Source organism: Enterobacter sp. V87_3 (assembly GCF_029967835.1).
Classification (GTDB): domain Bacteria; phylum Pseudomonadota; class Gammaproteobacteria; order Enterobacterales; family Enterobacteriaceae; genus Enterobacter; species Enterobacter cancerogenus.
Genome location: NZ_JASCAM010000010.1, coordinates 483,268 through 508,591 on the forward strand (window position 1 = coordinate 483,268; position 25,324 = coordinate 508,591).

The window sequence follows — 25,324 nt, forward strand, 5'->3', positions numbered from 1 at the left end:
CGTCGTTTCGATGATCAATCACAAGTCATCGAGGAATGTTTTATCAAGTTGTTTGAAAGCCCGCTTAAGGGTATCGGCCAGCGCCTGATAATCTGGCTTGCCTTCGACGGGTGCCAGCGCCTGCCCGGCCTCTTCAAGTTTTCCACGGACTTCATAAAACCAGTGTAAAATTGTAGGCGGGAGCGGCGTAATGGATCGTTTACCGAGCCACCACAGCCCCTGCATCGGCAGACTCAGCGCGAAAAGCGCCGTGGCAACGGCCGGACCGAGCTGGCCGCCGAGCGCAATTTGCCAGCACAGGGTAAAGATGGCGACGGGCGGCATAAAGCGAATCGCATAGCGCGTGGCGCGGATTGTACGATTCTCAATAAACATTGGCGCAAGGCGCTTTTCCATTGGCCACGTCTTTGCGTAATGCTGCCCCCGGCGAAACAGACTGAAGAAGTTCACGGATGGGATTTCGGGTGTCGACATGGCTTTACCTCAACTTCACGTATAAAAATTAAAATTTTTGTGCAAAACCACAACAGGCTATGACAACGTTCAAAATATTTTGTCATCGCTACCCAGTATCAGGTATTCTGTGCCAGCCTGATGCGGCCTTAGACGAGAAACATTAACTCGTCAAATTATCGCATATTATGCCATTGCCTGAAAAATGTTCAAAATGGCATAAAATCATATGTATTTCTTCCGTCATGCCAGAATGTTCGTTTGGCATGATGTTAATCATAAATGTCTGGGTCAGCATGCGTTACGCTTTTAGACTCACTGACGTTTTTTTAGCCACGTATCAATAATAGGTACTTCCATGTCGAGTAAGTTAGTACTGGTTCTGAACTGCGGTAGTTCTTCCCTCAAATTTGCCATCATCGATGCGCTGAACGGTGAAGAATACCTCTCTGGTTTGTCCGAATGTTTCCATCTGCCTGAAGCACGTATCAAGTGGAAGATGGACGGCAACAAACAAGAAGCGGCTTTAGGTGCAGGCGCCGCTCACAGTGAAGCGCTGAACTTTATCGTTAACACTATTCTGGCACAAAAACCAGAACTGTCTGCTCAGCTGACCGCGATTGGTCACCGTATCGTCCACGGCGGCGAAAAATACACCAAATCCGTGATCATTGACGACACCGTAATCCAGGGTATCAAAGATGCTGCGCCGTTTGCGCCACTGCACAACCCTGCTCACCTGATCGGTATCACTGAAGCGCTGAAATCCTTCCCGAATCTGAAAGACAAGAACGTTGCCGTGTTCGACACCGCGTTCCATCAGACCATGCCGGAAGAGTCTTACCTCTACGCCCTGCCGTACAACCTGTATAAAGAGCACGGCGTACGTCGCTACGGCTTCCACGGTACCAGCCACTACTATGTGACGCAGGAAGCCGCGAAAGTCCTGAACAAGCCGGTTGAAGAGCTGAACATCATCACCTGCCACCTGGGTAACGGTGGTTCCGTTTCGGCTATCCGCAACGGTGAATGTGTTGATACCTCTATGGGTCTGACCCCGCTGGAAGGTCTGGTGATGGGTACCCGTACCGGTGACATCGACCCGGCGATCATCTTCTTCCTGCACGACAACCTGGGCATGAGCGTTGATCAAATCAACAAAATGCTGACTAAAGAGTCTGGCCTGCTGGGTCTGACCGAGGTCACCAGCGACTGCCGTTACGTTGAAGACAACTACGACGCGAAAGAAGACGCTAAACGTGCAATGGACGTTTACTGCCACCGTCTGGCGAAATACATCGGCTCCTACACTGCGCTGATGGACGGCCGTCTGGACGCGGTTATCTTCACCGGTGGTATCGGTGAAAACGCGGCAATGGTGCGTGAACTGTCTCTGGGTAAACTGGGCGTTCTGGGCTTCGAAGTTGATCACGAGCGTAACCTGGCTGCCCGCTTCGGTAAGTCTGGCTTCATCAACAAAGAAGGTACCCGTCCTGCTATCGTTATCCCAACTAACGAAGAGCTGGTCATTGCGCAAGACGCGCATCGCCTGACTGCCTGATTCCACACCGCCAGCCATGCTGGCGGTGCTGTTTTGTAGCCCGCCAAACGTCGGCGGTAACGAAAGAGGATAAACCGTGTCCCGTACTATTATGCTGATCCCTACCGGAACCAGCGTCGGCCTGACCAGCGTCAGCCTTGGCGTGATCCGTGCTATGGAACGCAAAGGCGTTCGTCTGAGCGTCTTTAAACCTATCGCCCAGCCTCGTGCCGGTGGCGATGCGCCAGACCAGACCACCTCCATCGTGCGTAAAAACTCCAATCTTCCAGCGGCTGAACCGCTGAAGATGAGCCACGTTGAGTCTCTGCTCTCCAGCAACCAGAAAGACGTGCTGATGGAAGAGATCATCGCCAACTACCACGCGAACGCGCAGGACGCTGAAGTGGTGCTGGTTGAAGGCCTGGTCCCGACCCGCAAACACCAGTTTGCCCAGTCGCTGAACTTCGAAATTGCCAAAACGCTGAACGCTGAGATCGTCTTCGTGATGTCTCAGGGCACCGATACCCAGGAGCAGCTGAAAGAGCGTATCGAACTGACGCGCAGCAGCTTCGGCGGCGCAAAAAACAGCAACATCACCGGCGTTATCGTTAACAAACTGAACGCCCCGGTTGATGAGCAGGGCCGTACTCGCCCTGACCTGTCCGAGATCTTCGACGACTCCTCCAAAGCGAAAGTGGTTAAAGTTGATCCGGCTACGCTGCAGAACTCCAGCCCGCTACCGGTGCTGGGCGTGGTGCCGTGGAGCTTTGATCTGATTGCGACCCGTGCAATCGACATGGCGCGTCACCTGAACGCGACCGTGATTAACGAAGGCGACATCAATACCCGCCGCGTGAAGTCCGTGACCTTCTGTGCGCGTAGCATTCCGCACATGCTGGAACACTTCCGTGCAGGTTCCCTGCTGGTGACCTCTGCAGACCGTCCGGACGTGCTGGTTGCAGCCTGTCTGGCCGCGATGAACGGCGTTGAAATTGGCGCTATCCTGCTGACCGGTGCATACGAAATGGACCCACGCGTGAGCAAACTGTGCGAACGCGCCTTTGCTACTGGCCTGCCGGTATTTATGGTCAACACCAACACCTGGCAGACCTCCCTGAGCCTGCAGAGCTTCAACCTCGAAGTGCCGGTTGATGACCACGAGCGCATCGAGAAAGTTCAGGAATATGTCGCAAGCTACATCAACGCAGACTGGATCGAATCCCTGACCGCGACCTCCGAGCGCAGCCGTCGTCTGTCTCCACCAGCCTTCCGCTACCAGCTGACCGAGCTGGCACGCAAAGCAGGCAAACGCGTGGTTCTGCCAGAAGGCGACGAACCACGTACCGTGAAAGCGGCTGCTATCTGTGCCGAACGCGGCATCGCGACCTGTGTGCTGCTGGGTAACCCGGACGAAATCAACCGCGTTGCGGCGTCTCAGGGCGTTGAGCTGGGTGCTGGCATCGAAATCGTTGACCCGGAAGTGGTTCGCGAAAGCTACGTTGCCCGTCTGGTTGAGCTGCGTAAGAGCAAAGGCATGACCGAAGCCGTTGCGCGCGAGCAGCTGGAAGACAACGTGGTGCTGGGTACGCTGATGCTTGAGCAGGATGAAGTTGACGGTCTGGTTTCCGGTGCTGTTCACACCACCGCGAACACCATCCGTCCACCGCTGCAGCTGATCAAAACCGCACCAGGCAGCTCTCTGGTCTCTTCCGTGTTCTTCATGCTGCTGCCTGAACAGGTTTATGTTTACGGCGACTGTGCGATCAACCCGGACCCAACCGCAGAGCAGCTGGCAGAAATCGCTATCCAGTCCGCAGACTCCGCGATTGCCTTCGGTATCGAACCACGCGTTGCGATGCTCTCCTACTCTACCGGCACCTCTGGTGCAGGTAGCGACGTAGAGAAAGTGCGTGAAGCCACCCGTCTGGCGCAGGAAAAACGTCCTGACCTGATGATCGACGGCCCGCTGCAGTACGATGCGGCCGTGATGGCTGACGTGGCGAAATCCAAAGCGCCGAACTCGCCGGTTGCAGGTCGCGCTACCGTGTTCATCTTCCCGGATCTGAACACCGGTAACACCACCTACAAAGCGGTACAGCGTTCTGCAGACCTGATCTCCATCGGGCCGATGCTGCAAGGCATGCGCAAGCCTGTGAACGACCTCTCCCGTGGTGCGCTGGTAGACGATATCGTCTACACCATCGCGCTGACGGCGATTCAGTCTTCGCAGCAGCAGCAGTAAGCTTAAGGTCTTGCCGGATGGCGCTTCGCTTATCCGGCCTACAGGACCGTAGGCCCGGTAAGCGCCAGCGCCACCGGGCAACAAAAAGGCGACCTCACGGTCGCCTTTTTTATTTACAGCAACTCTCGCGCCGCCGACACAATGTCATGCGCCGTCAGGCCATACTCCTTCTGCAGAAAGTCCTGCGTCCCCACCTGGCCGTAACGCTCCTTCACCCCCACCCGCCGCATCGGTACCGGGCAGGTTTCCACCAGCACTTCGGCCACCGCCGATCCCAGCCCGTTATGAATACTGTGGTTTTCACAGGTCACGATGCGCCCGGTTTTTTCGGCGTAGTTTTTCACCAGCATCCGGTCGATGGGCTTGAGGGTGAACATGTCTATCACCGCCGCGCTCACGCCCTCCTGCTCCAGCTGGCGCGCCGCCTCCAGCGCTTCTGCAACCATAATGCCGTTGGCGATCAGCGTAATATCGCTCCCCTCTCGCAGCACGTTGCCTTTGCCAAGGGTAAAGGTTGACCCCGGGGCATACACGCTCGGTGCCTGCTTGCGAATGGTGCGCACCCAGTAGAACCCCTCAAGGTCAATAAGCTGGCGCAGCACATCCTCAAACATCACCGCGTCGGTCACCTCCAGCACCACCGAATGGGCCAGACCACGCACGATGCCCATATCCTCAAACGACATGTGCGTGCCGCCGTTGTGACAGGCGGTCACGCCCGCGTCCGAGGCGATAACCTTCACGTTGTTGCGCTGGTAGTCCAGGGACATAAACAGCTGGTCGAAGCAGCGACGGCTGGCGAAGGCGGTAAACGTATGGACGAACGGCTTGCGCCCGGTCAGCGACAGCCCGGCGGCCGTCCCGATCACGTTCGCCTCCATAATGCCGCAGTTGATCACATGCCGGGGATAATCGCGCGCCACGCCGTCCATCGCCATGGAGCTCATCAGGTCGGCTTCCAGCGCGATGATCTCGCTTCCGGCTTCGATCTGTTTGGCTACAAAACCGGCGTAGACTTTGCGCATCTCGATGGCATCTTTCTGTCCTGCGGGTGCAATCTTAATCATGTGAAGCCTCCAGTTGGCGGATCGTCTCGTTAAGCGCCGCTTTGCTCTCCTCTGTTAAACGCAGGTGGTGCGAATTGCCGAGCTGCTCAAGATACGGCACCCCCTGCCCTTTAATGCTGTCGAGGATCACCACCCGCGGGCGCGCATTGGCCTCCGGCACCCGTGATGTAACCTCCAGCAGCGTCGGGATGTCGTCGCCTTTCACCGTCACCACGTCATACCCGAAGGCGCGGAATTTGCCTTCAAGGTCAAACGCGCAGATGATTTCATCCAGCTCACCGTCAAGCTGCTGCTTATTCCAGTCCACAAATATCGTCAGGTTGTTCAGGCGATGGTGGGCAATAAACTGGAACGCCTCCCAGCACTGGCCTTCATTGAGTTCACCATCGCCAACAATGCAGAAGACCCGGTTTGGCCTGCCCGCCAGCTTGTGCGACAGCGCCATGCCGCCAGCAATGGAGATCCCCTGCCCCAGCGAGCCGGTGGTGGCATCGACGCCGCGCGTTTTCAGGCGGTCCGGGTGGCTGGGCAAACGCGTCCCGTTGTGGTTCAGCGTGCTCAGCTCTTCTATCGGGAAGTAGCCCTTAATCGCCAGAGTGCTATACAGCGCCGGGCCAGCATGGCCTTTTGACAGCACAAAATAGTCGCGCTCGGGCCAGTCCGGGTCGGCCGGGTCGATCTTCATCACTGCGCCGTACAGCACGGCCAGCGTTTCGACAACCGACATGCTGCCGCCGTAGTGCCCAAAACCGAGCTGCGTCAGCGCCTTCAGGGTTTCGAGGCGGATATCACGCGCCAGTTGGGTGACTTCTTTCACATTCATGATTTAGCTCCGGTATTTTCCTGCGCGCTCTCGCCCGCGGTTTTGTTTTTAGCGAACACGTTGTACGCCACCAGCAGAGCAAACAACGCAACCACAAGTCCGGTGATGGCAAGCGGCGACAGGAAGCGCGCCAGATTGCCCAGCACAATGCCGACCGCGCCGAAATCAGCGTCGGAGAAGGTGGTGTTGGCAAAGCCGATAGCGCCCAGCACCGGCAACAGCAGCACTGGCAGGAAAGTGATCAGCAGACCGTTGGCAAACGCGCCGATCATCGCTCCGCGACGCCCGCCCGTGGCGTTGCCAAACACGCCTGCGGTTGCGCCGGTGAAGAAGTGCGGCACCACGCCCGGCAGGATCAGCACCCAGCTGAACTGGCCGCAGATGAACAACCCGACCAGGCCGCCGAGGAAGCTAAACAGAAAACCAATCAGTACCGCGTTGGGCGCATAGGGGTAAACCACCGGACAGTCCAGCGCGGGGCGCGCATTAGGCACCAGTTTTTCGGAGAAGCCGGTAAAGGCCGGCACGATTTCCGCCAGAATCAGACGCACGCCCTGCAGGATGATAAATACCCCGGCAGCGAAGGTGATCGCCATGATGATGGCGTAGACCAGATAGTTCTGGCCGCCGCTGAAGGTGCCCTCAACGTACTCACGACCGGCGCTTACCGCCATGATCAGGTAGATAATCATCATGGTCAGCGAGATGGAGATCGAGCTGTCGCGCAGGAAGCTGAGGTTTTTCGGCAGGTTCATCTCTTCCGTCGAGCGCGAGCCTTTGCCGAAGCGGCTGCCAATCCAGCCGGACAACACATATCCCAGCGTGCCGAAGTGGCCGAAGGCGATATCATCGGTACCGGTAATCCGCTTCATATAACGCTGGGCGATCGCCGGGAAGAAGGCCATTACCAGGCCGAGGATCAACGAGCCGGTAAAGACCAGCCCCACGCCCTCGAAGCCCGCCACCGTCAGGATCACGCCAATCATGCACGCCATATAGAAAGTGTGGTGTCCGGTCAGGAAGATGTATTTCAAACGGGTAAAGCGGGCAACAATAATATTTGCCACCATCCCGAAGGCCATAATCAGCGCGGTAGAGGCACCGTATTTTTCCAGCGCAATAGAAACAATCGCTTCATTGTTTGGAATAATGCCCTGAATGGTAAAGGCGTGCTCAAACATCCCGCCTAAAGGATTTAACGATCCCACCAGCACGGTGGCCCCACCGCCCAGCACAATAAAACCCAGAATGGTTTTAATTGTCCCTTTGACGACGTCAGAAAAGGCTTTTTTCTGCGCAACCAGACCAATTAACGCAATTAATCCCACCAGCACAGAAGGGACTTTTAAAATATCAACAACGAAATTCAGCGTTTCAAGGATAAACATATCCACCTCGCCTAATCAGGATTATTGTCTGTCGAACCAGGCGCGCAGCTGCGCTTCGAGTTCGTTGATATCGATGATGTTGTTGATCACCACCAGCTGGCTTTCCGGCACGCTGGCGCTGGCCGCGATATCCTTTGCCATCACAAAGAGATCGGCCGCCCCCGGCGTAGCGGAAGAGAGATCGGAGTGCTCTACCTCCGCGTCGATCTCCAGTTTTTTAAGGACTTTTTTAATATTCATTTCGACCATGAAACTGCTGCCCAGGCCAGAACCGCAAATAGCCATGATTTTCATTGTTAGCCCCTTTTTTGGTGTAGAGTACGCCCCATCACGCTGGTGCGTAATGTTGTGAAGAATCGGATGAAATCAGTAAATCAGAAGCGGTCGACGATAATTTTTATCTCCTCCAGCGTATTCGCCCGGTGTAATTTGGCCATGTCATCCTCGCTGGAAAATAATTCAGCCAGCGCGGAGAGTGCGTCGATATGGCTATTTTTGTCCGGTGCCGCCAGCATCACTATCACATCAACCGGGTCGAATTCTCCCGCGCCGAATGAGACGCCCTGATTCAGCTTTAATAATGACAGCCCCAACCCGTTAGCCCCTTCCTCTGGCCGCGCATGCGGCATCGCCAGACCTGGTGCCAGCACATAGTACGGCCCTAAGGCGTGATGCTGCTCGATGATGGCCGTCACGTATGCCGGCGAAATCACCTGCTGCTCCAGCAGCGGTTGCGCGCACAGCGCCAGCGCCTGCGACCAGCTGTCGACGCTATCCCTGAGCGTAATGGTTGTCTCGTTTAGCCACGTTTTGAGCATTTCTCCTCCCGCCATACCCCAAAAGATGAGCAAACTTTATTCAACGCCTGCGCTATTCGCTGCGATCGCGGTCACAAAGATAGCGCTACCAACGACGAACATGCAGAAGTGTGATAGCGCTATCAAATTGTAATCATCGGGTTAAATCACAGCAAAAAAAGGGATTTAAGGCGTATACTGCGTTTCACGTGAAGCGAAGGATGACAATAAGAACGCGTCTGGTCAGCAGGAAGGTGTATGTCTCTAACCCGAAAACGGCGCAGTACTGGTAAAGTGACACTTGCCGATGTCGCACAGCTTGCCGGTGTAGGCACAATGACCGTGTCCCGTGCGCTCCGCACGCCCGAGCAAGTTTCCGATAAACTGCGTGAAAAAATTGAAGCCGCTGTGCAGGAACTGGGTTATATGCCCAATCTCGCTGCCAGCGCGCTGGCATCGGCCTCGTCATGGACGATTGCGATGGTCGTTCCAAATCTTTCCGAAGCAGGCTGCTCGGAAATGTTCGCCGGGCTACAGCAGGTGCTGCAGCCTGCCGGATATCAAATCATGCTGGCGGAATCTCAGCACCGACTTGAGCAGGAAGAAAAATTGCTGGAAACGCTGCTGGCGTCGAACATTGCCGCGGCGATTTTACTGAGCGTCGAGCATAGCGACACCGTGCGCCACTGGCTGAAAAATGCCTCGATTCCGGTAATGGAGATGGGGGCCATGCGCGCCGATCCCATTGATATGAATATCGGAATTGATAACGTCGCCGCGATGTATGAGCTGACCGAAACGGTGATCCAGCGCGGTTACCAGAATATCGGCCTGCTGTGCGCTAATCAGGAGCAGTGGATTTTCCAGCAGCACCTGCAGGGCTGGTACAAGGCCATGCTTCGCCATCATATGTCGCCCAACCGGGTGATTAACGCCGCCATGCCGCCCGTCTTTTCCACGGGTGCGGCGCAGCTGCCGGAATTTCTGTTGGCGTGGCCGGAGCTGGATGCGCTGGTCTGCGTGTCGGACGAACTGGCCTGCGGTGCGCTCTACGAGTGTCAGCGTCGTCGCATCAAAGTACCGGATGATTTGGCCGTAGTAGGCTTTGGGGATAGCGACGTCAGCCGCGTCTGTCAGCCGCCGCTGACAACAATGGCGGTACCGCATCGGAAAATTGGTGTGGAAGCGGGGAAAGCCTTGCTGGAACGTCTGAATGACGGAGACTGGCGCGAGCATAAACCCATCGCGTCCAGTCTGTGTCTGCGGGAGAGTTGTTAAGGCTTATTCAGCCTCTTCTTCTTTTTCCGGTCGGGTGGATTCATTTTTGGCGTTGCGGGTCATCCACAGCGCCAGCGCTTTTAACGAATCCGGCGTGAACTCATCACAGCGTGCGGTGATCTCTTCTGGCGTCATCCAGCTGACCTCGCTCACCTCTTCTTCCTGCAGGGCGAACGGCCCGTGGGAAACGCAGCTGAACAGCCCGCCCCAGACGCGGCAATGTTCGTCTTCGAAATAGAACTGACCGTGCTCGGCAAACGGCACGCCAGCGATCCCTAACTCTTCTTCCGCTTCACGGCGCGCAGAATCCAGCAGCACTTCATCTGCCTGTACCACGCCGCCCGCGGTGGCATCCAGCATACCGGGTAGAAAATCTTTGGTGTCCGTGCGGCGCTGGACCAGAATTTTGCCCATTCCATCATGCACCACGATATACGTCGCACGGTGACGCAGACGCTCCGCACGCATTTGTGCGCGGCTGGCCTGCGCGATCACTTCATTTTCTTCGCTGACAATGTCAACCCATTCTGTACTTGCCAAATGACTCTGCTCCACCATCGGGAAACCTTCTCGTCTAAGCGCTCTTTCGGCGCGTTTGCAGTTGAGGTGTAACTTACGGATTAATCTCTACCTGCGCAATAACTTGCTGATCATTAAGTGCGATTACGCGTAATGAATTCTCATCCAGCATGCCATAGCTTGCAGGGTATCCCCCTTTTGGGATGCTAACCGAACCGGGGTTAAAGTGATAAATCTCGCCACGTTTTTCCGCGACCGGAATATGAGTATGGCCATAAACCAGGACATCGCCAGCCGCCAGCGCGGGAAGCGCATCCGGGCCAAAAAGGTGTCCGTGGGTTAAAAACAGACGGCATTTTTCCAGCAGCACCTGCTGCCAGGGCGCGGTGATGGGAAAGTGCAGCAGCATCTGGTCCACTTCGCTGTCGCAGTTGCCGCGCACGGCGATAATGCGCGACGCACAGGCATTAAGCTTTTCAGCGACCTGCGCCGGGGCATAGCCTTCCGGCAACGCGTTTCGCGGGCCGTGATTTAACACGTCGCCCAGAATGATGAGCCACTGCGCCCCGCTTTGGGCGAACAGAGAAAGAACACGCTCGGTCGCGGGCAGCGATCCATGGATATCCGACGCAAACATGAGTTTCATCAGTCATTCCTCAGGAAAATAAACTGCCCCTATCATACCTTATGCGCCAGGGCTTATCAGCCCGCGCGCTTAGCGGAGAGTGCCACAAAACGCTGCACTGACGCCCGCTGCCACTGGAACGCCGCATAATCCACCAGCAGCTGCGGCACGGCATCGCCGTTAAGGATCAGGCGATTGAGCATCAGGGCAAGATCGGTGTCGGCGATGCACCATTCGCCAAAGAGATTTGGATTACCGTGAGCCAGCAGTGACGATGCCGTATCGATCAGCTTTTGCGCGCTGAGCAGCCCCTCTTCACTGAGCGTGGGCTTTTTCACGCCGGCAAACACCACGTCGGTTGAACGTTCGACGCGAACTGGCACCAGATCGCTGCGCAGCCAGGCCTGGATCTGGCGGGCACGGGCCCGTTTTTGCAGATCGTGTGGATAAATGCGTTCCCATTCCGGTGGTGCAAAGCGATCTTCGAGATACTCATCGATCGCCGAGGATTCGCTCAGCGTGAAGCCGTCGATGTCCAGCATCGGTACGCGTCGCGTTTGTGCGTACCCCTGCCACTGCGGTTTAAGATGCTCACCGCCGTCCAGATCAACGGTTTTAAGGGTAAAAGAGAGCCCTTTTTCGGCCAGCGCCACGTAAGCGCTCAGAACATAGGGTGAAAAGAAATTCGCATCGGACCACAATGTGATTACGGGCTGGTTCATAACATCCTCATCGGCTGATCGGTTTTCACTCAACATATAATCTCTTTGCTTCGCTGTCACTTGATGAAAACTCACGATTTTCAACATGCACCTATACTCCTTTTATGGCATTACGGTTTGCAATGACAGGAGTTAAGAATGATAGATCTCTATTATGCGCCCACCCCTAACGGCCATAAAATCACCCTTTTTCTCGAAGAGGCCGAACTCGATTACCGGATCATCCGCGTGGATATCAGCAAGGGCGATCAGTTCCGGCCCGTTTTTCTGGCGATTTCGCCAAACAATAAAATCCCGGCCATTATCGATAACCTGCCCGCTGACGGAGGGCGGCCGCTGAGCCTGTTTGAATCCGGCGAGATTTTGCTTTATCTGGCGGAGAAAACCGGCCAGCTGCTGAGTGGGGAACTGCGCGAGCGCCACCATACGCTGCAATGGCTTTTCTGGCAGACGAGCGGCCTGGGGCCGATGCTTGGGCAAAATCACCATTTCACCGCCTATGCCCCGCAGCCGATCCCTTACGCTATTGAGCGCTATCAGGTGGAAACGCAGCGGCTCTACGGCGTGCTTAACCGTCGGCTGGAGAAATCACCGTGGCTCGGGGGCGATCACTACAGCATTGCCGATATCGCCTGCTGGCCGTGGGTGAATACCCATGTGCGCCACCGCATCGATTTAGCCTCTTACCCGGCCGTCAATAACTGGTTCGAGCGCATCCGGACTCGCCCTGCGACCGAGCGCGCGATGCAAAAGATCCAGCAGATTTAGGCCTGTGCCCGGTTGGGTGCGGGTCAGGCTCTCATGTATGATGGGGAGGCATGACTGACACGGAGAAGACCTGCAATGTCGCAGCAAGACGCTATTATTCGTATAAAAAATCTACGCTTACGCACGTTCATCGGTATTAAAGAGGAAGAGATCGTCAACCGTCAGGATATCGTGGTCAACGTGACCATCCATTACCCGGCGGACAAGGCGCGCGCCAGTGAAGATATTAATGATGCGCTGAACTATCGCACCATTACCAAAGAGATCATCCAGTACGTTGAAAACAACCGTTTCTTCCTGCTGGAAAAATTAACTCAGGATGTGCTCGATATCGCACGCGAACATCACTGGGTCACTTATGCTGAAGTCGAGATCGATAAACTTCACGCTCTGCGCTACGCCGACTCCGTCTCGATGACGCTAGGCTGGCGACGCGACGCGTAAACCTGGAGGTTATATGAAGATTCTGCTGACCGGCGGTACCGGCCTGATTGGTCGTCATCTCATCCCGCGCCTGCAGGCGTTGCATCACGAAATTACCGTGGTGACGCGCAGCCCGGAGAAAGCGCGTCAGGCGCTGGGTAGCGGCGTTGAGGTCTGGAAAGGGCTGGCGGATAAGCAGAATCTGGACGGCTTTGACGCCGTCATTAACCTCGCGGGTGAGCCTATCGCCGACAAGCGCTGGACTCAGGAGCAGAAACAGCGGTTGTGCCACAGCCGGTGGAACATTACCGAAAAGCTGGTCGAGCTTTTCCGCAATAGCGACACGCCGCCGTCGGTGCTGATTTCCGGCTCGGCGGCAGGTTATTATGGCGATCTCGGCGAAGTGGTGGTCACCGAAGAGGAGCCGCCACACAACGAATTTACCCACAAACTTTGCGCACGCTGGGAGCAGATCGCCTGCGGCGCGCAGAGCGATAAAACCCGCGTCTGTCTGCTGCGCACTGGCGTCGTCCTGGCCCCGAAAGGCGGCATTCTGGGCAAAATGGTCCCTCCCTTTAAGCTCGGTCTCGGTGGCCCCATCGGCAATGGCCGTCAGTATCTCGCCTGGATCCATATCGACGATATGGTCAACGGCATTATCTGGCTGCTGGATAACGACCTGCGCGGGCCGTTTAACATGGTCTCGCCATACCCGGTTCGTAACGAGCAGTTTGCGCACGCGCTGGGACATGCTCTGCATCGCCCAGCGGTGCTGCGCGCCCCTGCCACCGCAATTCGGCTGTTGATGGGCGAATCATCGGTACTGGTGCTGGGTGGTCAGCGCGCGCTGCCAAAACGGCTGGAAGCGTCCGGATTTACGTTCCGCTGGCATGACCTGGAAGAGGCGCTGGGGGATGTGGTGCGGTGAATATGTTACATTTATACGCCTGTTCAGCTGACCGGGCGTAATAATGGCAACCATCACAACCTCCCGACTTTCACTTACTCCTTTCGAACCCTCTGACTGGGCATTCTTCCGCAGCCTGCGTGAAGACCGCTCCGTTATGCGCTATATGGCCGCTATCGCCCCGGAAAAAGAGACGCGACGCGTCTTTGCCGCGCGTCTGACGGCGGGGCATGTATTTGTCATTCGTCTGCATGACGACGACACCCCGCTCGGCGACATTGGCCTGCAAATTAGCCCGGAAAACCGTGAAGAAGCGGACATCGGCTACACCGTCGTCCCCGCCGCACAGGGGAAAGGCATTGCCAGCGAAGCGCTGCGCGCGGTGTGTGATTATGCGTTTAATCAGACAAGCGTGAAGGCGATTAACGCCTGGGTGCTGGCGGATAACATCGGGTCGGTACGGGTGCTGGAGAAAGCCGGGTTTGTGCGCACGCAGGTGCTTGAGAAGGCATACGAGATTGACGGCGTGCGGTATGACGACTGGGGATATCGGCTGGAGCGCGGTGCGGTTTGAGTACCCTGGGCCCGATTTATCAGGCCCGGTAAGCGAAGCGCCACCGGGCGACTGACTGCGCTGTGGCCTGATGCCCCCTCTCCCACGGGAGAGGGAGAAGTAGAAGGAGAAGGGCAAAAACTACTTCAACGATCCTTTCAAAAATTGCTGCAAGCGCGGACTTTGTGGGTTCGCTAACACCTCGTCCGGGTGTCCCTGCTCCTCAATTTTCCCCTGATGCAGGAAAATGACGTGGTTCGAGACGTTACGTGCAAAGCCCATCTCGTGCGTCACCACCACCATCGTTTTGCCCTCTTCGGCCAGCTTCTGCATGATGCGCAGCACTTCGCCAACGAGTTCAGGGTCAAGCGCCGAGGTGGGTTCGTCGAACAGCAGCACCTCTGGCTCCATTGCCAGCGCGCGGGCGATAGAGACACGCTGCTGCTGGCCGCCGGAGAGATGCACCGGGTATTTGATCTGCTGGCGTTCATCAATACCCACTTTCGCCAGGTATTTCACCGCCCGCTCGCGCGCTTCCTGCTTGCTCAACCCCAGCACCTGAATCGGTGCCTCCATCACATTCTCCAGCACCGTCATGTGGCTCCAGAGATTGAAATGCTGAAACACCATGGTCAGGCGCGTGCGCAACAACCGCAGCTGGTTTTTATCCGCCACCTTCAGCTGGCCGTCTTTGTCACGGACCAGATTAATGTTCTGTCCGCTCACCACAATCTGGCCTTCACTCGGTTTTTCGAGGAAGTTAATGCAGCGCAGGAAAGTACTTTTACCGGAACCGGATGAGCCGATAATACTGATCACGTCGCCTGCATCAGCCTGCAGCGATACCCCTTTCAGCACTTCGTGTTCGCCGTAGCGTTTGTGCAAATCAATTACGTTTAATTTGTTCTCAGCCATCATCATTCTCAGTGCGTCGAAGAAGGTTTTATATGCTGCAGCCAGCGTTTTTCCGCCTTGCGGAACAGGCTAATCAGGACGTATGAAATAATTAAATAGAGCACCGCTGCAATCCCGAAGGCGGTAAAGGGCTGATAGGTCGCGGAGTTAATATCACGGGCAATCTTCAGCAGGTCCGGGACCGTTGCGGTGAAGGCCAGCGCGGTTGAGTGCAGCATCAAAATCACTTCGTTGCTGTAGGCAGGCAGCGCAATGCGCAGCGCCGACGGCAGAATGATGCAGCGGTAAAGCTTAACCGACGAAAAGCCGTACGCGCGCGCCGCCTCAATTTCACCGTAGGGTACAGAGCGAATGGCGCCAGCGAAGATCTCGGTGGTGTAAGCGCAGGTATTCAGCGTTAACGCCAGCACCGTACAGTTCAAACCGCTGCGAAAGAAGGCGTTCAGCATCTCGGTGCCTTTCACTATCTCCAGCGTATACATGCCTGAATAGAACACCAGCAGCTGCACATACAGCGGCGTACCGCGGAACACGTAGGTGAACAGCCAGATCGGGAAGCGGATGTATTTATTGTTGGACACGCGGCCAATGGCGAGAAAAATGGCCAGAATGCCGCCCATCACCACCGAGGAGATCAGCAGCCACAGCGTAATCGCCACGCCGGTAAAACGGTAGCCATCCGTCCACAGCAGCGCTTTCCAGTATTCCTGAATAATCTCAATCACAGGTCAGCCCTCTTCACACCCACGGAGTAGCGACGTTCGAGCAGAAGCAGCACGCCGTTGGAGGCGGTCGTAAAGACCAGATAGATCACCCCGCAGACGACGGCAAAATAGAAGGGTTCCCAGGTACTCTTGCCCGCCAGCTGGGTCGCTTTCACGACATCTTCCAGGCCGAGCAGGGAAACCAGCGCCGTGGCTTTGAGGATAACCTGCCAGTTGTTACCGATGCCCGGAAGCGCATAGCGCATCATGGCCGGGAACATGATCCGGCGAAACGTCTGTGAGGAGGTGAAACCAAATGCGGTCGCCGCTTCGATATGGCCCTTCGGCACCGCCATGTACGCGCCACGGAAGGTTTCGGTGAAGTACGCCCCGTAGATAAAACCGAGAGTAATGATACCGGCCACCATCGGGTCAATATCAATCTGGTCCATGCCGATGGCATCCGTTACGCCGTTCAGCGCAATCTGCAGACCGTAAAAAATCAGCAGCATCAGGACCAGATCAGGCACGCCGCGAATCAGCGTGGTATAGCCTTCAAAAATCAGCGCGAGCGGTTTATTTGCCGACAGCTTTGCTCCCGCCCCCGCCAGTCCTATCAGCACGGCGAGTACCACGGAGCTAAGAGCCAGCTCCAGGGTGACAAGCGCGCCCTGTAAAATAACGCCAGAAAATCCGTACAGCATACCGCCTGCCCTGTCGTGTCGTGAGTGGTGAAACCGTGTCTTTTCCCCTCCCACACGGGGAGGGGCCGCACGTTATTTGACGGAGCGATTAGCCGCCGTAAACATTAAAATCGAAGTATTTTTTGGCCAGTTTGTCGTACGTGCCGTCAGCACGCATTTCCGCGAACGCTTTGTTTAGCGCTTCACGCAGTTCGTTGTCTTCTTTGCGCAGGCCCATACCGGTGCCGACGCCAAAGAGTTTTTCGTCCTTAATAGACGGACCGCCGAACTTATAGTCTTTACCCACCGGCTGCTTCAGGAAGCCTTCGCTCGCCGCGACTTCATCCTGGAACGCCGCGTCGATACGGCCTGCCGTCAGGTCAGCGTAGATGTTTTCCTGGCCCTGATAGGAGACAATCTCAATCCCTTTCGGTGCCCAGTGCTCATTGCCATAGGTTTCCTGAGTCGTGCCCTGCAGAACGCCGACGCGCTTGCCTTTCAGGGAGTCAAGGGTTGGCTGGATATCAGAGGATTTCGCCACCACCAGTCGGGAATCTGCCGCATACAGCTTGTCCGTAAAGGCAATCTCCTGCTGGCGTTTTTCGGTGATGGAGAGAGAAGACATGATAACGTCGATTTTTTTCGCTTTCAGCGATGGGATCAGCGCATCCAGCGGGTTCTCAACGTAGGTACATTGCGCTTTGATGCGTTTGCACAGCTCATTAGCCAGATCGATGTCAAAACCGACCAGTTCACCCTTCGCATTCTTCGATTCGAAGGGGGCATAGGTTGGATCGGTACCGATACGAATTTTTTGCGGGATCGCTGCGAATGCCGCGGTAGCGCTGGAAAAGGCCAGCACCAGAGAAAGGGACAACACCAGTTTTTTCATATCTATCCTCAACAGACTGTCTTCATACGGGATTTTTACGACGACGGGGTGCCGTTAATGTGCCATTAATCCCCTCTGTCAGGCAAAGATTAATGCCTTTCGGGCGGTATTTTTTGCATTATTAGTGCTTAACTATGCACGAGCCGAACCAATATGGTGCACGCACTGCACCATATTGGCTCATTCGCGCCCCGAAGCGCACCGTTTCGGGGCATCACCGTCCGTCTTAATCACCGTATACGTTGAAGTCGAAATACTTCTTCGCCAGCTTGTCGTAGGTGCCGTCTTTGCGCAGTTCGGTAAACGCTTTATCAAAGGCGGCTTTCAGCTCGGTGTCGTCCTTACGCAGGCCGATACCGGTTCCGTCACCAAAGTATTTTTTATCTTTAACCGAGGGGCCAGCAAAGGCGTACTCTTTGCCCGCAGGCTGTTTCAGGAAGCCTTCGCTTGCAGCGACTTCATCCTGGAACGCAGCGTCCAGACGCCCGGCAGTCAGATCCGAGTAAATTAGATCCTGGTTCTGATAAGGCACCACGTCCACGCCCTTCTCGCGCCAGTTGGCATTGGCATACCCTTCCTGCGTCGAGCCCTGAAGCACACCCACGTGCTTGCCTTTCAGCGAGTCAATCGTCGGCTGGATCGGCGAGCCTTTGGCTGCAATCAGACGAGAATCCGCCGCATAGAGCTTCTCGGAGAAAGCAATCTCCTGCTGACGTTTCTCGGTAATGGAGAGTGAAGAGATAATGGCGTCGATTTTCTTGGCTTTCAGCGACGGGATCAATGCGTCGAAGTCGCTGCCCACCCATGTGCATTTCACCTGCATGCGTTTGCACATCTCATTTCCCAGGTCGATATCAAAACCGACAAATTCACCTTTCGCATCCTTCGAAGAGAATGGCGCGTAGGTGGCGTCCGTACCGATACGTACCGTCTGTGGAAGCGCTGCGTAGCTGCTCGCAGCAGCGCTTAATCCCACCAGCAAAGACAGAGCCAGAACCGTCTTCTTCATACATTTACCCTCAAGTACCGTGATTTTATTATGGTTGTGTTGTGTGTTGTCGTGCAGGGCTTCTCTTGCAGGTCTTATGCCATTTTGACGTCGGGTCAATTTTTCGACGTTAAATATGTTAATAAAACGTTGCGATATTGCCTTAATGGTGAAAGATAGCAGGTCTGTCGAACGAACCGCAGAGAGAAAAAGGGAAAAAACGAATTAAATGTCGAGGATATGATCGCGGTTGCAGTTTTGCCCTGAAACAGGGCAACTTGTCTTCTCATGCACTCAGGCGGTGCAGCGACTCACGCGCCCTGCCAGCGGGTAAAGAGATCTTCAGGCAGGTCAATGTCAAACTGATCCAGCACGCGGTTGACCGTCTGGTTAATCACATCGTCAAGGTTTTTAGGCCGATGATAGAACGCCGGGACCGGAGGCATGATCACCGCCCCCAGCTCCGCAGCCGCGGTCATTAACCGCAGGTGGCCCAGGTGCAAAGGCGTTTCACGCACGCACAGCACCAGCGGACGGCGCTCTTTCAGCACAACGTCGGCTGCGCGGGTGACGAGCGTGTCGGTATAACTGTTCACAATGCCCGAGAGGGTTTTGATGGAACACGGCAGGATCACCATGCCCGCCGTTTTAAACGAGCCAGAGGAGATGCTGGCGGCAATATCGCGGGCATCATGCACGACATCAGCCAGCGACTGTACGTCACGCAGGGAGAGGTCGGTTTCAAGCGACAGGGTCTGACGCGCCGCCTGGCTCATCACCAGATGCGTTTCTACTTCAGGTACGTCACGCAGCACCTGCAACAGGCGCACGCCGTAAATGGCACCGCTGGCACCGCTAAGCCCGATAATGAGTCGTTTCATGATTTTTGCCCTTGCTGAATTCAGGGCTGACTGTGCAGGATTTTACGGGGAGTTGCAAGTGAGGGCACCCGCCCTCACCTGCTCAGGCGTTAGCCTTCGTTGTGCATCTCTAAGCTTTCGAGATCGTTTTGCAACTGGACGGCTTTCGCGTCGTCGTTACGCAGCGAATCAAGGTAGTCGAGATATTGCTGATCAACGTCTTTGGTTACGTAGATACCGTTAAACACCGAGCATTCGAACTGCTGAATATCCGGGTTCTCGGCACGTACCGCGTCGATCAGATCGTTGAGATCCTGGAAAATCAGGCCGTCGGCTCCGATGATCTGACGGATTTCATCCACTTCGCGGCCATGGGCGATCAGCTCGTTGGCGGTTGGCATATCAATGCCGTACACGTTCGGGAAGCGAATTTCCGGTGCCGCAGAGGCCAGATACACTTTCTTCGCCCCGGCTTCACGCGCCATCTCGATAATCTGCTCAGACGTCGTGCCCCGCACGATGGAGTCATCCACCAGCAGGACGTTCTTGTCACGGAACTCGGCGCGGTTGGCGTTCAGCTTGCGGCGCACGGATTTACGGCGCAGCTGCTGGCCCGGCATGATGAAGGTGCGGCCAACGTAGCGGTTTTTCACAAAACCCTGACGGTACGGCTTGTCCAGAATACGGGCAATTTCCAGCGCGATATCGCAGGAGGTTTCCGGGATAGGGATAACCACGTCGATATCCAGATCGTCCCACTCGCGGGCAATCTTTTCACCCAGTTTGGTTCCCATGTTCACGCGGGCGCTGTACACGGAAATCTTGTCGATGAACGAGTCCGGACGCGCGAAGTAGACGTATTCGAACAGGCACGGGTTGCTGACCGGGTTGTCGGCACACTGGCGGGTAAACAGCTGCCCCTTCTCGGTGATGTACACCGCTTCGCCCGGCGCGACGTCGCGCAGGAACTCAAAGCCCAGAGTATCAAGCGCCACGCTTTCGGAGGCGACCATGTATTCGGTACGACCATCGCCGAGATCGCGTTTGCCGAGCACCAGCGGGCGAATGCCGTTTGGATCGCGGAAGGCCACCATACCGTGACCGATAATCATCGCCACGCAGGCGTACGCGCCGCGGATCAGGCGGTTGGTCGCGGCCACGGCGGCAAAGATGTTATCGGCTTCCAGCGGATAGTGACGGAAGTTATCCAGCTCGCTGGCAAAGATATTGAGCAGGATTTCAGAATCAGAGGTGGTGTTAATGTGGCGACGTTTTTCTTCGAACAGCTTTTTACGCAGCTCGTGGGCATTGGTCAGGTTGCCATTGTGGGCAAGCGTGATGCCGTACGGTGAGTTGACGTAAAAAGGCTGAGCCTCAGAGGCGCTGGAGCTGCCAGCAGTAGGATAACGAACGTGACCAATCCCCATATTACCTTGCAGGCGCTGCATATGGCGGGCTTCAAACACATCGTTTACCAGGCCGTTTGCCTTACGTAAACGGAAGCAGTTGTGTGCATCAATGGTGATGATACCCGCAGCATCCTGACCACGGTGCTGAAGCACCGATAATGCGTCATAAATAGACTGGTTAACCGGCATGAAACCGGCGATACCGACAATACCGCACATTCGTCTTTTCCTCGTTAAGCCACATCTCAGAGCCAGTCAGGCTCTGGGCAAGAAACTCGACGAGCTTTGCAGATAGTCAAAGAACCATCTGATGATGAAGCTGAACTCCGGAATGAGCTGCGATTTTTGCCAGTCTTCGCTTTTTGAGAACCCGGTAAAGGTATCCAGGAAGAACAGTATCGCGGCCACAATCAGCACGCCTCGTAACGCCCCAAAACAGATCCCGAGTACCCTGTCCGTTCCTGACAGACCGGTTTTCTCGACCAGCTGACCTATCACGTAATTGACGATAGCGCCGACAATCAGCGTCGCGATAAACAGCACCGCGATGGCGATTCCGTTTCGGACCAGTTCATCTTCAAAGCCCGTGAACCAGACAGACAGGTAAGTGTAGTAATGACTGGCAACAAAGAAAGCACAACCCCATGTCACCAGCGATAACGCTTCACGAACAAAGCCACGGATCAGGCTAACCAGACAGGAAAAACCAATCACCGCAATGATGGCGTAATCAATCCAGACCATATATGTCCCACGATTTAACGCCCTGTCATCCAGTTCGGGGCGAATTCTAACAGAAAAAGAAAACGTTTGCGTAGGGATTTCCTTTCCCCGCGTAAATAAAAAAGGCGCTGAAAAAAAGCTCAACGCCACGGTCCTTTTGACGTCGCTGTGGACGTCTGTTGCCCCTCCCCCCAGCTATCTCCCTCAAGGAAGAGGGAGCAAACCCTCCCTTCGCCCCTCTGGAGAGAGGGTCAGGGTGAGGGGAAAGATCTTATCAGTTCGCGCTGTAGTTCATCACCACACCGCTCAGACCGGAAATCTGCTTCAGCTCGCCGAGCGACCCTTTGAGCTTATCTTTCGACGCATCCGGTCCGACGAGGATACGGGTGATTTTACCCTGTACCGGCGTGGAAGGTGAAGTGTAAACACGATATCCCGCGCCACGCAGCCTACTCACTACCTCATTAACCTTATCGGCATTTTTCAGCGCGCCGAGCTGCACGACGTACGCTTTACCCACAGGGGCTGGCTCTTGCTGGGCAGGTTTTGCCGGCGGCGGTGTTTCTGACGCAGCGGCAAGCCGATCGTCGGTCTGGTCACGCTGTGGTTTAGGCTGCGGTTTCTCTACCGGCTTCGGTTTGACTGCCGGTTTCGGCTGTTCAACCGGCACAGGGTCGATATCGGTATTGCTGTTTGCCGCCAGGCGAGACGGGTCCAGCGACGGGGCTGCCGCATCGCCCGCACGCACCTCTTCGGCAGCGCCTTCCGGCGGCTGAGCAGGCAGCGCCTGCGTCGCCGCAGGCAGCATATCCGGCTCATCGCGATCGCCTGGTTTTGGCACCAGCGGGATCGCCGCAAACTCATCCTGATAATGCTTTTTCTGCCCGTCAAGCAGCCCCGGGAGGATAATCACCCCGAGCGCGACCAACACAATGGTTCCTGTCAGACGGTTCTGAAACTTACTCGCCACCGGTTCTCCCCGCGTCCATCACTTCCATGACATGTGCCACCGTGTGGAACGAGCCACACACCAGCACGGTATCTTCTGGTTTCGCATCCGCCATCGCGGCATGCCAGGCCTCCACTACGCTTGCGTAGGCTTTGCCTTCGCCGAGATGCGCCATCAGCTGTTCAGCGGTGGCGCCTCGCGGCCCTTCCAGAGGAGCACAATACCAGCTATCGACCACACTCTCCATGCAGGCCAGCGTGCCGCCAATATCTTTATCATGAAGCATACCGATAACCGCCCGGACCTGCCCGGTTTTTGGTAACGATTTGAGACGTCCTGCGAGATAGGCCGCCGCGTGCGGATTATGCGCCACGTCCAGAATCAGACGTGGCGATTCGCTGACGATCTGGAAACGCCCGGGCAGGATGGCATTTTTGATGCCGTCGCGGATCGCCTGCTCGCTCACTGCCAGCCCGCTTGCGCGCAGTGCCGCCAGCGCGGTAGCCGCATTAGGCTGTGGCACCTGCGGCAGCGGCAGGTTATCCAGCGCGCCCTGTGCATCGCGGTAGCACCAGCCGTTATCCTCAACACTGTACTGCCAGTCCACGTCGCGGTGAAGCAACGTGGCCCCCTTCTCTTTCGCCACATCGGCAATGGTGTGCGGCATATCCGGTTCACCGACAACGGCAGGCTTACCGGCGCGGAAAATGCCCGCTTTCTCGCGCCCAATGCTTTCGCGATCCGGCCCCAGCCAGTCAACATGATCCAGCGCAATGCTGGTCACCACGGAAACGTCGGCATCCACCATGTTGGTAGCATCAAGCCGTCCGCCAAGGCCCACTTCCAGAATCACCACGTCCAGCTGCGCCTGTTTAAACAGCCACAGCGCCGAAAGGGTACCGTATTCGAAATAGGTTAATGAGGTCTCACCGCGCGCGGCTTCGATTTCAGCAAACGACGCCGTATGGGCCGATTCCGGCAGCTCGGTGTTTTGCACCCGCACGCGCTCGGTATAGCGCACAAGATGCGGGGAGCTGTAAACACCGACCTTATAACCGGCGGCCATCAGCACGGATTCCAGCGTACGGCAGGTGGTACCTTTACCGTTCGTTCCGGCAACGGTAAACACGAAAGGTGCGGGTTTCAGCACATCGAGACGCGCGGCAACCTGGCTTACGCGCTCAAGCCCCATATCGATGGTTTTACCGTGCAGATTTTCCAGATAAGAAAGCCACGCGACCAGGGGCGACGTGGCTTGGGGAATGCGTTTATTTTCCATGATGCCCGGTTGTCATTAACAGTTTAGAAAGCAAAAGGGCAGCGCCAACCGGCCCTGCCCTTTTCAGTTATCAGGCCTCGGGTACCTGATCCGGTACAACCACACCTTCACGCGGTTCATCCGGGTTAGGCGTTGGCAGATTCATCAGCTTCGCCAGGATGCTGGCCAGTTTCAGGCGCATTTCCGGGCGGCGGACGATCATGTCGATAGCGCCTTTTTCGATGAGGAACTCACTGCGCTGGAAGCCCGGCGGCAGCTTTTCACGTACGGTCTGTTCGATAACGCGAGGACCGGCAAACCCGATCAGCGCTTTCGGCTCGGCGATGTTCAAATCACCCAGCATCGCGAAGCTGGCTGAGACGCCACCCATGGTTGGGTCGGTCAGCACGGAGATATACGGCAGACCGCGCTCCTGCATTTTCGCCAGCGCCGCAGAGGTCTTCGCCATCTGCATCAGGGACATCAGCGCTTCCTGCATACGCGCGCCACCGGAGGCGGAGAAGCAGATCAGCGGACAGTTGTCTTCCAGCGCCTGCTCAACGGCACGTACGAAACGCGCACCGACTACAGAGCCCATTGAGCCGCCCATAAAGGCGAACTCAAACGCGGCGGCGACAACCGGCATCTCGTGCAGGGTGCCTTTCATGACGATCAGCGCGTCTTTCTCGCCGGTCTCTTTTTGTGCAGAGGCCAGACGATCTTTGTATTTTTTGGAATCGCGGAACTTCAGCACATCTTTTGGCTCAAGTTCGCTGCCCAGTTCAACTAAGGAACCTTCGTCCAGCAGGCTATGCAGGCGGTTACGCGCCGACATACGCATGTGGTGGTCACACTTCGGACACACCTCGAGATTGCGTTCCAGCTCTGCGCGATACAGAACCTGGCCGCAGCTATCACACTTCGTCCATACCCCTTCAGGAATGCTCGCTTTGCGCGTTGGGGTAATGTTGCTTTTAATTCGTTCAATCCAGCTCATTGATAACCTTTCTGCCTGAACCTGGTCGTATGCCAGTTTTGCTGTAAGAGGCGAATAATGCCATTTTTGCCTCCAACAGACCATGAATGTTGCACATTAAAACATAACAGCCCGAAACTTTGGATAAAAAAGTGGTCGAACCGCCAGAGTGCTGTTACTTCGCTTGTTTTGCCGCCGCGCGCTTATGGCGAATAATTTCGATAACACCAGGCAGGACGGAAAGCACAATAATCGCTACAATCAGTAACTTAAGGTTTTCCTGAACCACCGGCAGATCGCCAAACAGATAGCCCGCGTAGGTAAACAACAGGACCCACAGCAGCGCCCCCGCCACGTTGTACATTGCAAAGTGACGATAGGACATATGTCCCATTCCCGCCACAAAGGGTGCAAATGTACGCACAATAGGCACAAAACGCGCAAGGATAATGGTTTTACCGCCATGACGTTCATAGAACGCATGGGTTTTATCCAGATAGCTGCGGCGGAATATTTTCGAATCCGGATTGCTGAACAATCGTTCACCGAACACCCGCCCAATGGTGTAGTTGACCGCATCGCCGACAATGGCGGCAATAATCATCAGTATCACCATCAGATGCACATTCAGATCGTTGGTGGGCAGCGCAGAGAGCGCACCGGCCACGAACAGCAGCGAATCTCCCGGCAAAAACGGGGTAACCACCAGCCCGGTTTCGCAAAAGAGGATTAAAAACAGAATGGCATACACCCAAATGCCGTACTGAGCGACCAGTTCAGCCAGGTGAACATCAATATGCAGAATGAAATCAATCAGAAAACGTATTACGTCCATATTGTCTAAGCCTTAATAGCACCGTTG

Annotated in this window: 28 protein-coding genes; 7 read left to right on the top strand and 21 right to left on the bottom strand. The window is 55.8% G+C overall.

The window, feature by feature from the left end; translation table 11 throughout:
- Positions 1-18 precede the first annotated feature (18 nt).
- A complete protein-coding gene (gene yfbV, locus QLG21_RS02900; RefSeq protein ID WP_006176523.1) occupies positions 19-474 on the bottom strand; it encodes a terminus macrodomain insulation protein YfbV in 456 nt (151 codons plus the stop codon).
- A gap of 337 nt (positions 475-811) precedes the next feature.
- Between yfbV and ackA the strand changes: the two genes are divergently transcribed.
- Together ackA and pta are read left to right on the top strand one after the other, a co-directional pair.
- Positions 812-2,014 (top strand): acetate kinase, encoded by a 1,203-nt coding sequence (ackA, locus tag QLG21_RS02905; RefSeq protein WP_006176525.1) that lies wholly within the window; start codon positions 812-814, stop codon positions 2,012-2,014.
- A 76-nt stretch (positions 2,015-2,090) separates the two neighbouring features.
- On the top strand, positions 2,091-4,235 hold the full coding sequence (pta, locus tag QLG21_RS02910) for a phosphate acetyltransferase (protein WP_042320322.1): 2,145 nt from the start codon (positions 2,091-2,093) through the stop codon (positions 4,233-4,235).
- A gap of 113 nt (positions 4,236-4,348) precedes the next feature.
- Here pta and QLG21_RS02915 read toward each other — a convergent pair whose 3' ends face one another.
- The 5 genes from QLG21_RS02915 to QLG21_RS02935 all read right to left on the bottom strand — a co-directional run bounded on the left by QLG21_RS02915 (position 4,349) and on the right by QLG21_RS02935 (position 8,331).
- On the bottom strand, positions 4,349-5,302 hold the full coding sequence (locus QLG21_RS02915; protein ID WP_137849433.1) for a transketolase family protein: 954 nt from the start codon (positions 5,300-5,302) through the stop codon (positions 4,349-4,351).
- Positions 5,295-6,125: a transketolase gene (locus QLG21_RS02920; protein ID WP_006176528.1), complete on the bottom strand. Its 831-nt coding sequence runs from the start codon at positions 6,123-6,125 to the stop codon at positions 5,295-5,297. The genes QLG21_RS02915 and QLG21_RS02920 overlap by 8 nt, the downstream gene beginning before the upstream one ends.
- Positions 6,122-7,513 (bottom strand): PTS ascorbate transporter subunit IIC, encoded by a 1,392-nt coding sequence (locus QLG21_RS02925; RefSeq protein ID WP_006176529.1) that lies wholly within the window; start codon positions 7,511-7,513, stop codon positions 6,122-6,124. Before QLG21_RS02925 ends, QLG21_RS02920 begins: the two co-directional genes overlap by 4 nt.
- Before the next feature lie 21 nt (positions 7,514-7,534).
- Positions 7,535-7,807 carry a PTS sugar transporter subunit IIB gene (locus QLG21_RS02930; RefSeq protein ID WP_006176530.1) on the bottom strand — a complete coding sequence of 91 codons (273 nt, stop codon included), beginning with the start codon at positions 7,805-7,807 and terminating at the stop codon, positions 7,535-7,537.
- Positions 7,808-7,887: 80 nt separating this feature from the next.
- Positions 7,888-8,331: a PTS sugar transporter subunit IIA gene (locus tag QLG21_RS02935; protein ID WP_042320324.1), complete on the bottom strand. Its 444-nt coding sequence runs from the start codon at positions 8,329-8,331 to the stop codon at positions 7,888-7,890.
- 237 nt (positions 8,332-8,568) lie between these two features.
- On the opposite strand from QLG21_RS02935, the gene QLG21_RS02940 reads away from it, so the two are divergent.
- Positions 8,569-9,588 (top strand): LacI family DNA-binding transcriptional regulator, encoded by a 1,020-nt coding sequence (locus QLG21_RS02940; RefSeq protein WP_042320326.1) that lies wholly within the window; start codon positions 8,569-8,571, stop codon positions 9,586-9,588.
- 3 nt (positions 9,589-9,591) lie between these two features.
- Here the strand turns inward: QLG21_RS02940 and yfcD are convergent, their stop codons facing one another.
- Genes yfcD through yfcF form a run of 3 tightly spaced genes read right to left on the bottom strand, consistent with a single transcriptional unit; the run spans position 9,592 to position 11,454 of the window.
- Positions 9,592-10,146, bottom strand: a complete 555-nt coding sequence (yfcD, locus tag QLG21_RS02945) for an NUDIX hydrolase YfcD (protein WP_006176534.1) — start codon at positions 10,144-10,146, stop codon at positions 9,592-9,594.
- Between the two features lie 55 nt (positions 10,147-10,201).
- A complete protein-coding gene (yfcE, locus tag QLG21_RS02950) occupies positions 10,202-10,753 on the bottom strand; it encodes a phosphodiesterase (protein ID WP_153688070.1) in 552 nt (183 codons plus the stop codon).
- A gap of 56 nt (positions 10,754-10,809) precedes the next feature.
- Positions 10,810-11,454, bottom strand: coding sequence for a glutathione transferase (gene yfcF / locus QLG21_RS02955; protein ID WP_042320328.1), 645 nt, complete (start codon positions 11,452-11,454; stop codon positions 10,810-10,812).
- 138 nt (positions 11,455-11,592) lie between these two features.
- Here yfcF and yfcG point away from each other — a divergent pair, with 138 nt between their 5' ends.
- From yfcG to QLG21_RS02975, 4 genes are all read left to right on the top strand, one after another.
- Positions 11,593-12,222 (top strand): GSH-dependent disulfide bond oxidoreductase, encoded by a 630-nt coding sequence (gene yfcG, locus QLG21_RS02960; RefSeq protein ID WP_006176537.1) that lies wholly within the window; start codon positions 11,593-11,595, stop codon positions 12,220-12,222.
- 75 nt (positions 12,223-12,297) lie between these two features.
- On the top strand, positions 12,298-12,666 hold the full coding sequence (gene folX / locus QLG21_RS02965) for a dihydroneopterin triphosphate 2'-epimerase (protein WP_006176538.1): 369 nt from the start codon (positions 12,298-12,300) through the stop codon (positions 12,664-12,666).
- Between the two features lie 13 nt (positions 12,667-12,679).
- The gene (locus tag QLG21_RS02970; protein ID WP_137849438.1) at positions 12,680-13,573 is read left to right on the top strand and encodes a TIGR01777 family oxidoreductase; all 894 of its coding nucleotides are present in this window, start codon (positions 12,680-12,682) and stop codon (positions 13,571-13,573) included.
- A 43-nt stretch (positions 13,574-13,616) separates the two neighbouring features.
- Positions 13,617-14,126, top strand: a complete 510-nt coding sequence (locus QLG21_RS02975) for a GNAT family N-acetyltransferase (RefSeq protein WP_282483855.1) — start codon at positions 13,617-13,619, stop codon at positions 14,124-14,126.
- 120 nt (positions 14,127-14,246) lie between these two features.
- On the opposite strand, the gene hisP is transcribed toward QLG21_RS02975, so the two are convergent.
- The 12 genes from hisP to QLG21_RS03035 form a co-directional block, all read right to left on the bottom strand.
- Positions 14,247-15,020, bottom strand: coding sequence for a histidine ABC transporter ATP-binding protein HisP (hisP, locus tag QLG21_RS02980; protein WP_042320620.1), 774 nt, complete (start codon positions 15,018-15,020; stop codon positions 14,247-14,249).
- Between the two features lie 8 nt (positions 15,021-15,028).
- Positions 15,029-15,745: an ABC transporter permease gene (locus tag QLG21_RS02985; RefSeq protein WP_006176542.1), complete on the bottom strand. Its 717-nt coding sequence runs from the start codon at positions 15,743-15,745 to the stop codon at positions 15,029-15,031.
- Entirely contained in the window at positions 15,742-16,428 is a 687-nt protein-coding gene (locus QLG21_RS02990; protein ID WP_006176543.1) for a histidine ABC transporter permease HisQ, read from the bottom strand. Before QLG21_RS02990 ends, QLG21_RS02985 begins: the two co-directional genes overlap by 4 nt.
- A gap of 88 nt (positions 16,429-16,516) precedes the next feature.
- On the bottom strand, positions 16,517-17,299 hold the full coding sequence (gene hisJ, locus QLG21_RS02995; protein ID WP_006176544.1) for a histidine ABC transporter substrate-binding protein HisJ: 783 nt from the start codon (positions 17,297-17,299) through the stop codon (positions 16,517-16,519).
- A gap of 226 nt (positions 17,300-17,525) precedes the next feature.
- On the bottom strand, positions 17,526-18,308 hold the full coding sequence (argT, locus tag QLG21_RS03000) for a lysine/arginine/ornithine ABC transporter substrate-binding protein ArgT (protein WP_006176545.1): 783 nt from the start codon (positions 18,306-18,308) through the stop codon (positions 17,526-17,528).
- Positions 18,309-18,598: 290 nt separating this feature from the next.
- Positions 18,599-19,168 (bottom strand): UbiX family flavin prenyltransferase, encoded by a 570-nt coding sequence (locus tag QLG21_RS03005; RefSeq protein WP_058609885.1) that lies wholly within the window; start codon positions 19,166-19,168, stop codon positions 18,599-18,601.
- Between the two features lie 89 nt (positions 19,169-19,257).
- Entirely contained in the window at positions 19,258-20,775 is a 1,518-nt protein-coding gene (gene purF, locus QLG21_RS03010; RefSeq protein WP_006176547.1) for an amidophosphoribosyltransferase, read from the bottom strand.
- A gap of 36 nt (positions 20,776-20,811) precedes the next feature.
- Positions 20,812-21,300, bottom strand: coding sequence for a colicin V production protein (gene cvpA / locus QLG21_RS03015; RefSeq protein ID WP_000262116.1), 489 nt, complete (start codon positions 21,298-21,300; stop codon positions 20,812-20,814).
- Positions 21,301-21,553: 253 nt separating this feature from the next.
- Positions 21,554-22,249 carry a cell division protein DedD gene (gene dedD / locus QLG21_RS03020; RefSeq protein ID WP_282483856.1) on the bottom strand — a complete coding sequence of 232 codons (696 nt, stop codon included), beginning with the start codon at positions 22,247-22,249 and terminating at the stop codon, positions 21,554-21,556.
- Complete coding sequence (gene folC, locus QLG21_RS03025; RefSeq protein ID WP_282483857.1) at positions 22,239-23,507, bottom strand: bifunctional tetrahydrofolate synthase/dihydrofolate synthase; 1,269 nt, start codon at positions 23,505-23,507, stop codon at positions 22,239-22,241. Before folC ends, dedD begins: the two co-directional genes overlap by 11 nt.
- Positions 23,508-23,577: 70 nt before the next feature.
- Positions 23,578-24,483: an acetyl-CoA carboxylase, carboxyltransferase subunit beta gene (accD, locus tag QLG21_RS03030; RefSeq protein WP_006176550.1), complete on the bottom strand. Its 906-nt coding sequence runs from the start codon at positions 24,481-24,483 to the stop codon at positions 23,578-23,580.
- Between the two features lie 154 nt (positions 24,484-24,637).
- Positions 24,638-25,297, bottom strand: coding sequence for a DedA family protein (locus tag QLG21_RS03035; RefSeq protein ID WP_006176551.1), 660 nt, complete (start codon positions 25,295-25,297; stop codon positions 24,638-24,640).
- Between the last annotated feature and the right edge of the window lie 27 nt (positions 25,298-25,324).